Here is a 7,587-nt window from a genome sequence, read left to right as displayed (position 1 = left end):
TTTTAATGGGCAAAAAATTGTTTGCTAAAATTTTGAGGAACGAAAAAAGCAAACTGTTTTTTGTCCCTGTTTAAAAGCTTGTTAGTTGCTGATGCACAACAACTTTTTAATAACACTACTGTAACCAAAACGTAGGAAGAAAGCTAACACCTACATTAGCTAAAACACATGAAAGTTTGAACGCTGAAAAATAGCAGCTGAAATAAAACACTTCCTGTGATTGATTACTGCTTTTACACACTTACCAAAACCTGTAATTGCTGTTCTTTAAAGCACTAAAATAAATAGCATACTAACGCCGCAATAAGCGGTCAGATAAATGTTGGCTATAATTGTTGTGAGGAACGAACAGCAGCCAACGTTTAGCTGTCCGACTTAATTGCCTTTGTTATATTTCATTCGAAAAACTTTACTGTAAGCAATGTAATTCTATTTTATGACGTAGAAAATAATTTTGCTAGCCGAGATTTTTACGCTGCCCATGCAATGGCTGATACAAAACCACCGCAAGAATTTAGTTCTTTAAATAATTGTGGTTTTAATATTGATTGACCAATTCAATTATTTAGAAAGCCCGCCGATTAATTTAGACGAAATCGCAATTTTCAAATTAGTCCGTAACTTTAATTGGAGTGAAATATAACGCCGTATTAAGCGGCAATTTACAGTTGGTTATACTTGAGCGAAGCGAACAACCAACTGTAAATTGTCCGTTTGAATGCTTTGTTATATGCCGGATTCCACCGTACGTACTTTGCAACTATGATACAACGTATTCTCTAAAACTTTACCACTTGGTAATGCAATAGCAATAGTTGCAGAAGTATTTAAAATTAGATCTTTATTCGTTGGGCTCGTTATATGAAATTCAATTTTGCCTTTATCTACCTCTAAAACTTCAGCACAAACCAAACAATTTTTACCGTATATTTTTTCAGCATACAATCCTGCCTTACCAAGAGACTTTTCTAAAAGAGCTTTATCAATATTAAATTCTTTGTCGTGAGCACAAAGCTCAATAGCCTTGGTAGAGTTACATAATAAAAAAATTGAGATGAATGCTAAAACTTGAATTCTACGCATAGTCCCCTCAGGCATATAACGCCCGCATAAGGGGCTGTTAATGCTTGGCTATATTGTGAAGCGAAGCGGAACCGAGCCAAGCGTTAGCAGTCCCACCACTTGATGCGCTTGTTATGTTTTAACTACACTGTCCTTCGAAATGTTTATCATTAACTCTTAATTGTAATATTTTAGATTCAGTGTAATAAATAGATGAAAAATCTTTGGTTATTATTATTTCCAGCCCTTTATTGTTTGTGTAAATTGGCGAGTTAAAACGCTTTTGGAAAAGTTCAACTTCACAAGTCGACTCTCTTAAATTTGCGAATATTGGGCAGTGATAATATAACGTTAACGAAACACCTTTCTCTGACTCATATTTGTCATTTCCTAACAGATAGCCATTAGATAGAGTTCCATTACAGATCAAATACTCAGCCTTAGGCGAAAGTAATGAATACAAAACAAAAAATAAAATAACAATACATACAAAATAAATGATTTTCATACACTACCTGAATAAAACATAACGCCCACATTAAGGGGCTTTTTAATAGTTTGCTAAAATTGTGTAGCGAAGCGAAACCGAGCAAACTGTATAAAGTCCCGCTTTAATTGCTTGTTATAAGTTTATTGCGAAACAGGCCCAACATCCATTCCGTCGTATGAATCTAAGCCGTTCTGATATGCAAAAATGTAGAACTCATCGTTTCTTTTATCTAGGGATTTACTATTGTGAATTTCTGGCTTTTCAACATGAAGATAGAATAAGTCTGGTTCATTTTCTTCTTCTTTTTCAGCCTGAAATATTCCGACGACTGAGTAACCCATAGCCTGTATTTTAGGCATAGCTAATTCTAATTTATTCGGATCATTATCGGTGAAAAAGTACCCCCAAAGTAATGGCTGGGATAAATCCCATTGACCTTGTTCGGTGATACTACTGAACATCTCATCAAGCTGTTCAATCGTGATATTTTTATTTGGTATGTTATCCATAACTTTCTCTTGAGCACTCAAATTAAAACTTAATAAGAAAAGTACAATAATGAATTTAGACACTGAACTCTCCTAAACTTATAACGCCTCACTAAGAGGCGAGTAATTGTTGGCTAAAATGTGAAGCGAAGCGGAACCGAGCCAATTGTTACGAGTCCTGCTTTAGTGACTTGTTATGTTTCTATGTCACTAATTTCATTTTTTAGTGATTCTAGGTTTACATGCTTAGCTACTAAAGGCCACTGTTTTATAGTTGAATCTAGGTATATAGATAAACCGTATAAAACACCTGAAAAAGAAGCTAATACTGGAATGTAGATACCTTGCAAGTTTTGGAAGTACAACAGGAAACTAATAAAGAAACCAACCCAAGCTACAATTGAAAGAATACGGCTTTTCTTGGCAAGTTTGTTTTTGTGCTCAATTGGGTTTTCAACTGCAAATACAATATTATTTAATGAATGAGCTAATCTCGATTTATCCACGAACCTTCCTTGAAACATAACGCCCTGTTAAGGGGCAAATTGTAGTTGGCTAAAATGTGAAGCGGAGCGAAACCAGCCAACTGTTATTTGTCCCGCTTGAACAGCTTGTTAGGCAATTTATGCTCATACCATGTTGCATGGTTGTATTAGCAGTTAATCGCCTCTTCCTAGATATGCGCGAATAGATTTTATTTTACCCTCTATATTAAAGGTAATTACATCTACTACATAAAGTACTTCAGTCTCGTCAACAACGATACGTAATTCGCCTGTAACGGCATCCTCTGCTTCATAAGTATGTAATATTTCTATTTCGATGGATCTAGCAGAACTAAAATTCTTTTCAGTTTCAGCAATTGCGGTTGCTTTACCTAGGACTGAAATTTTCCAATCTCTCAATGAGACATCATCTGAGAGCATTTCAGAGATCTTTACAATGTTTTTATCAGAATAATACTTTAAATAAGAAATGAATTGATCTTTGAATGACATACATTCTCCATTTTTATTTCGCTAAAGTTGAATTAAATTGCGAAATTGAATAATTGCCTAACGCCGCCATAACCGGCAGCCGTGCGCGAAGCGCGCTTTAGGCTGTCCAGCCAAGAAGTGGCGATGGTTGATGGCCTTGTTAAATTTTATTGTAAATGAATATCTCATCGATTATATCTACTTTAATGCCTTTCTCTTTGTTGATTTCCTTGCATCCAAACCCTGAAGGATGACCAATTATAGTGGGGAAATCACCTCCGCTGCGCCGAAAAGTTACCCAAACGCCTAACACTTTGCCATCTGATTTTCTGAAGGTTTTGGCAGTAGTTTTCGTTATATCAGGGAAGCCTTTACGAATAAATTCTTTTTTCATGTCATAGGCGTATTGAAGGTGATCTTTTGAGGTGCGCCTTGGACCAACATTTATTTGTCCATTGCCCCTAAAGGGCTCGTTCAATTCGTACTCTTCTTTAGTAAGGACAACATTCTCATATACGGTGTTACCCCCTTGAGTTTCACACAATTCTCTTACGCGACTATCCCAGTATGCTTTGTTGAACTCACATAAGATTACACCGATGACGACAACCCCAATAAGTCCAAGTAATAAAATAAAGGGGCTTAGAAAAATCCATTTTAGAAGCTTCATATTGCAGTGCTCAGAAATTTAACGCCCATTTAAGGGGCTGATAATAGTTTGCTAAAATGTGAAGCGAAGCGGAACCGAGCAAACTGTTAGCAGTCCCGCTTTAAATTCTTGTTAGGTTTTCGATTGCTCAGCAGATTAAATATTGCTACAAAATGAATAAGCAAAATCCAAAAAAGTGCTTGATTAAAATTAGAATATATATCGATGATATTGTGACTAATTTCGTTCCCCGCTGTTTCCAACTCTTTGAACTCTTCCAAAGACTCAATAAATAATTCTGTTGGGATAGTCGTCTTTTCTTTTTGTGCTTTCGCTATTAAATTATCGATAGAATTTAAGCTATTTGAATGTGCAATATCGATCTGTGAATTTTCAACTATGTAGTCAGGAAGAAAATACAATACACCAACATTAGATATTAATAACAAAGAACTGAATAACAGAAATAGAACACTTAAATTTTTCACCAATCCTCCCTGAAAACCTAACGCCCATTTAAGGGGCTGATAATAGTTTGCTAAAATGTGTAGCGAAGCGAAACCGAGCAAACTGTTAGCAGTCCCGTTTTAAATGCTTGTTAGGCTTTACCATGCACACCAGTGTTTGGAACAGTATATTTAATAGTAAAGAAGATACATAAAACCCAAACTAACCAGAAAAACACACTGTTAAACCAAAATGAATGTACTAGAAAGTCATACACTGGAAAAGTAACAAACTCAGCTAACCAATCTATGGTATTTAAACCAAATATATTTTCTGCAACAAACATCAATTCACCACCTTTAGGGTGAAAGAAGCTAATAAGCCCTCGGACAATAACGGGAAACAGGATTATTGAACAAGCAACTAAAACTAATCTCCTCACGTTAAATTTATCTCCAAGATTTAGGTAAGCCTAACGCCCCACTAAGAGGCAAAAAATAGTTGGTTAAAATAAGCGACGCAGGAGCAAAACCAACTGTTTTTTGTCCTGCTTGAGTGGATTGTTAGGTGAATTTAAACTTTCTCTCTAATTTAGCTCTTTTAGATAGAAAAAATACCCCACCCAACAATAATAAAGCTAAAGAAGAAGGTTCTGGTACTTTGTTTATTATATTTAAACTTACCCCACCTAAAGCACTCGTTCCAATGATACCTATTTCACCATTGATATTATTATAAAAACTTAACCCGACCCCTTGCATCCAAAAAGAAGGATCTAAGTTAGCATTGTCAAACATTGAACCAAGGGTGGTTTCACCTGTTTGAATATTTGATAGGTCTAGAGCCCAGCCACCGAAAGATGAACTTGCATGACTATATAAATAGTCAGCTAAAAAGCCCGTAGAGCTGTTTACTTCATGGTTCCAATTAAAGTAATTATCAAGGAAAGGTGAGTTATCTTGTATAAAGTCAGGTCGAAAATTTGAATTTAACGTGGAGTAATTAAACACACCTGAATTATTATTGTTCCCAAAAAATTCTATTGAAGCACCAGTAAGAAAAGAACATGTGATTAACGTAGTTCCTGTACAATTTGATTTGGCTCCCATCTCGAACGAATATTTTGTTGTAAATGAATCTCCAAGCACAAATTCTGGGTATACACCTTCCGGCTTTGAAAGCGAACTTGCATCTGCGTATAACGTATAGTTAGATTCAATAATAGAGCTTACTTCAATAGTTATAATTGAAGCTTTTACATTTAAACTCCCCATAGCTAATAGTAAAACTAATATCAATGTAAATGTTTTCATAAATTAATCCTTTAATTGTAGACACAAACTACCAGCTGGTTATTCACCTAACGCCCTGTTAAGGGGCAATAATATAGTTGGCTAAAATAGCGAGGAACGAGCAAAAGCCAACTGTTATTTGTCCCGCTTGAACAGCTTGTTATGTTTTACGTTTAAGAGCCAATGGTAAAACAAAAAATACTGTAATTATTATTATCAAATCAGCAATACTAGCAACAACATCAAATGCTTCTCTTAGTACTTCCAAGTCACTAGCTTGTGCTCTTGTGAAATCACTGAAAGTTGCTATTAAGTCCTCTTGTTTTGTAGCACGTTGTAGAAAGGCTTTTTCAACAACTTTGTTATTTGATTCACTATGAGAAATGACTTCATTTGTAGACAAAAATTCACCATCTATTTCGATAAAAGGTAAAGACAAAAATGATCTTATGATTAGCGCCAACACAATTATTATGACTGGAAAAATGATTTGTCGAATGATTGCCACAAACTCTCCTGTAAAACATAACGCCCTGTTAAGGGGCTGATAATGTTTGGCTAAAATTGTGTAGCGAAGCGAAACCGAGCCAAACTTTAGCAGTCCCGCACTTAAACAGCTTGTTAGTATTCAATTTAGATCAGCTTTGGTTCCCATTCTGGTTACCCAGCCTAGCTCTCTCATTTTTTCATTAACAGCTTCATCAAATTCAATAGAACCTAAATGTGGCAGGATTTCCTCCCTGAGTTCTTCGTCTACTTCACGTTTTCCAGCTTCGATTGCATTAATTGCTGCCTCTTCCAAAGCTTCATCAGCTGTTTCTAGAAAGCTTTCTATATGTTGAGGATCATTTGACACTTCACCGTCGATAATTACACCTCTAGAGTAAACTTCTTGAGTACAACGCTTTTTATCTGCTTGATAATAATCAGGGCCATTATCATTATCGTCCATTAGATAAAGTCTAAAACTGCCTTTCTCGGGATGAGAGATTATTAAAAAGGGCCCTTTTGCTTTCATGTCCATAAAGTTATTCCATTACTGCTCGGAGGTTGCACTTGAATACTAACGCCTCATTAAGAGGCAATAAAATAGCTGGTTAAAATTAGCGAGGCACGAGCAAAAACCAGCTGTTTTTTGTCCTGCTTGAATGACTTGTTAGCTATACTTTTACACAAGTACCTGCATCTTCAAGCTCTTTGTCTTTAGTTATGAATTTCGAACTTGAAAGCTCGATAATTTCAGAAATGAAAGTTTCACCTTCATATGAAATAGCTTGAAGGATATCTTTAGACTCTTTAAGTTCAGGTATTGATGCATCTATAATTATCGTTTCAACAGTTTCCTCTATCAGGGTAGTTCCTTCAATTTTCCAAGGACCAGAGTGAGCTATTTTGATCCATACATCATTTTCCATTCCACGCAGTCTATATATGTGAATGTCGGTAGAAGTGCCATCCTGTCTATATTCAACAGTATGAGCGACATCAAATATACCAACTTCTTCGTCACCGTCAGTAAATGAATCACATTTCCAATTCCCCAGAGCCAATGATTCATCAGGTGAACCATAACTAAAGCAAGAAACTAGCACTAATAATATTGAAATAATTCTCATAACGATCCTTGTATAGCTAACGCCCAAATAAGGGGCTGATAATAGCTTGCTAAAATTGTGTAGCGTAGCGGAACCGAGCAAGCTGTTAGCAGTCCCGCTTAATTTTCTTGTTATGTGGTTGGCCACAAAACTATATCGTTATCGCCGTATAATACACCGAAATTTATGTTGGTAAGCCTATCAAATTCAAACTGTAATTCTAACCATTGGTCATCATAGTTAACGGAAATAGAAGAACCATAATCATCTATGGTTGGCGTACCTTCCAGTTTACTTTTAAGGAATGCTTCTATTTCAGCGAATGACTTTCCGATTAACCTTGAACCAAATAACTCTGCATCAGGGTTATGAACCTCAAGCCATCCAAGACGATTTTCATTATCTGGTTCAAGTGACAATTCGATTAAGAGATCATTATATTGGAGTCGTTTGCAATCGCTATCTGTGAAGTAAACCTTATCAGGTTCACCTAAAAGTGACTTAACTTCATTCTCAGTTGCACCAAAAGATACAAGCTCAATTCCGCATCCTAACGTGATTTTCAACGCCAACTCCTTTGAACCACA

Annotated in this window: 13 protein-coding genes; all 13 read right to left on the bottom strand. The window is 35.9% G+C overall.

The annotated features are described in order from the left end of the window. Positions 1–726: 726 nt before the first annotated feature. Positions 727–1,083 (bottom strand): hypothetical protein, encoded by a 357-nt coding sequence (locus AC27GZ_RS16015; RefSeq protein ID WP_487096379.1) that lies wholly within the window; start codon positions 1,081–1,083, stop codon positions 727–729. 118 nt (positions 1,084–1,201) lie between these two features. Continuing rightward, positions 1,202–1,570: a hypothetical protein gene (locus tag AC27GZ_RS16010; RefSeq protein ID WP_487096378.1), complete on the bottom strand. Its 369-nt coding sequence runs from the start codon at positions 1,568–1,570 to the stop codon at positions 1,202–1,204. Between the two features lie 122 nt (positions 1,571–1,692). Continuing rightward, the gene (locus AC27GZ_RS16005; protein ID WP_487096377.1) at positions 1,693–2,124 is read right to left on the bottom strand and encodes a ribonuclease E inhibitor RraB; all 432 of its coding nucleotides are present in this window, start codon (positions 2,122–2,124) and stop codon (positions 1,693–1,695) included. A gap of 110 nt (positions 2,125–2,234) precedes the next feature. Continuing rightward, the gene (locus tag AC27GZ_RS16000; RefSeq protein ID WP_487096376.1) at positions 2,235–2,546 is read right to left on the bottom strand and encodes a hypothetical protein; all 312 of its coding nucleotides are present in this window, start codon (positions 2,544–2,546) and stop codon (positions 2,235–2,237) included. Between the two features lie 153 nt (positions 2,547–2,699). Continuing rightward, on the bottom strand, positions 2,700–3,038 hold the full coding sequence (locus AC27GZ_RS15995; protein ID WP_487096375.1) for a nuclear transport factor 2 family protein: 339 nt from the start codon (positions 3,036–3,038) through the stop codon (positions 2,700–2,702). A 139-nt stretch (positions 3,039–3,177) separates the two neighbouring features. Next, positions 3,178–3,687 carry a hypothetical protein gene (locus AC27GZ_RS15990; protein WP_487096374.1) on the bottom strand — a complete coding sequence of 170 codons (510 nt, stop codon included), beginning with the start codon at positions 3,685–3,687 and terminating at the stop codon, positions 3,178–3,180. Between the two features lie 86 nt (positions 3,688–3,773). Further along, complete coding sequence (locus tag AC27GZ_RS15985; protein ID WP_487096373.1) at positions 3,774–4,154, bottom strand: hypothetical protein; 381 nt, start codon at positions 4,152–4,154, stop codon at positions 3,774–3,776. A gap of 110 nt (positions 4,155–4,264) precedes the next feature. Then, on the bottom strand, positions 4,265–4,555 hold the full coding sequence (locus AC27GZ_RS15980) for a hypothetical protein (RefSeq protein ID WP_487096372.1): 291 nt from the start codon (positions 4,553–4,555) through the stop codon (positions 4,265–4,267). Positions 4,556–4,676: 121 nt separating this feature from the next. After that, on the bottom strand, positions 4,677–5,426 hold the full coding sequence (locus AC27GZ_RS15975; RefSeq protein WP_487096371.1) for a PEP-CTERM sorting domain-containing protein: 750 nt from the start codon (positions 5,424–5,426) through the stop codon (positions 4,677–4,679). Positions 5,427–5,565: 139 nt separating this feature from the next. After that, positions 5,566–5,913: a hypothetical protein gene (locus AC27GZ_RS15970; protein ID WP_487096370.1), complete on the bottom strand. Its 348-nt coding sequence runs from the start codon at positions 5,911–5,913 to the stop codon at positions 5,566–5,568. 120 nt (positions 5,914–6,033) lie between these two features. Then, on the bottom strand, positions 6,034–6,429 hold the full coding sequence (locus AC27GZ_RS15965) for a hypothetical protein (protein ID WP_487096369.1): 396 nt from the start codon (positions 6,427–6,429) through the stop codon (positions 6,034–6,036). Between the two features lie 136 nt (positions 6,430–6,565). After that, complete coding sequence (locus tag AC27GZ_RS15960) at positions 6,566–7,021, bottom strand: hypothetical protein (RefSeq protein WP_487096368.1); 456 nt, start codon at positions 7,019–7,021, stop codon at positions 6,566–6,568. Positions 7,022–7,131: 110 nt separating this feature from the next. Continuing rightward, positions 7,132–7,587 (bottom strand): hypothetical protein (locus AC27GZ_RS15955; protein ID WP_487096367.1); only part of this gene is annotated, 456 nt, incomplete at its 5' end.

This window comes from Colwellia sp. SU-HH00943 (genome assembly GCF_057546125.1).
This window is presented reverse-complemented; position numbering and strand designations above follow the sequence as displayed.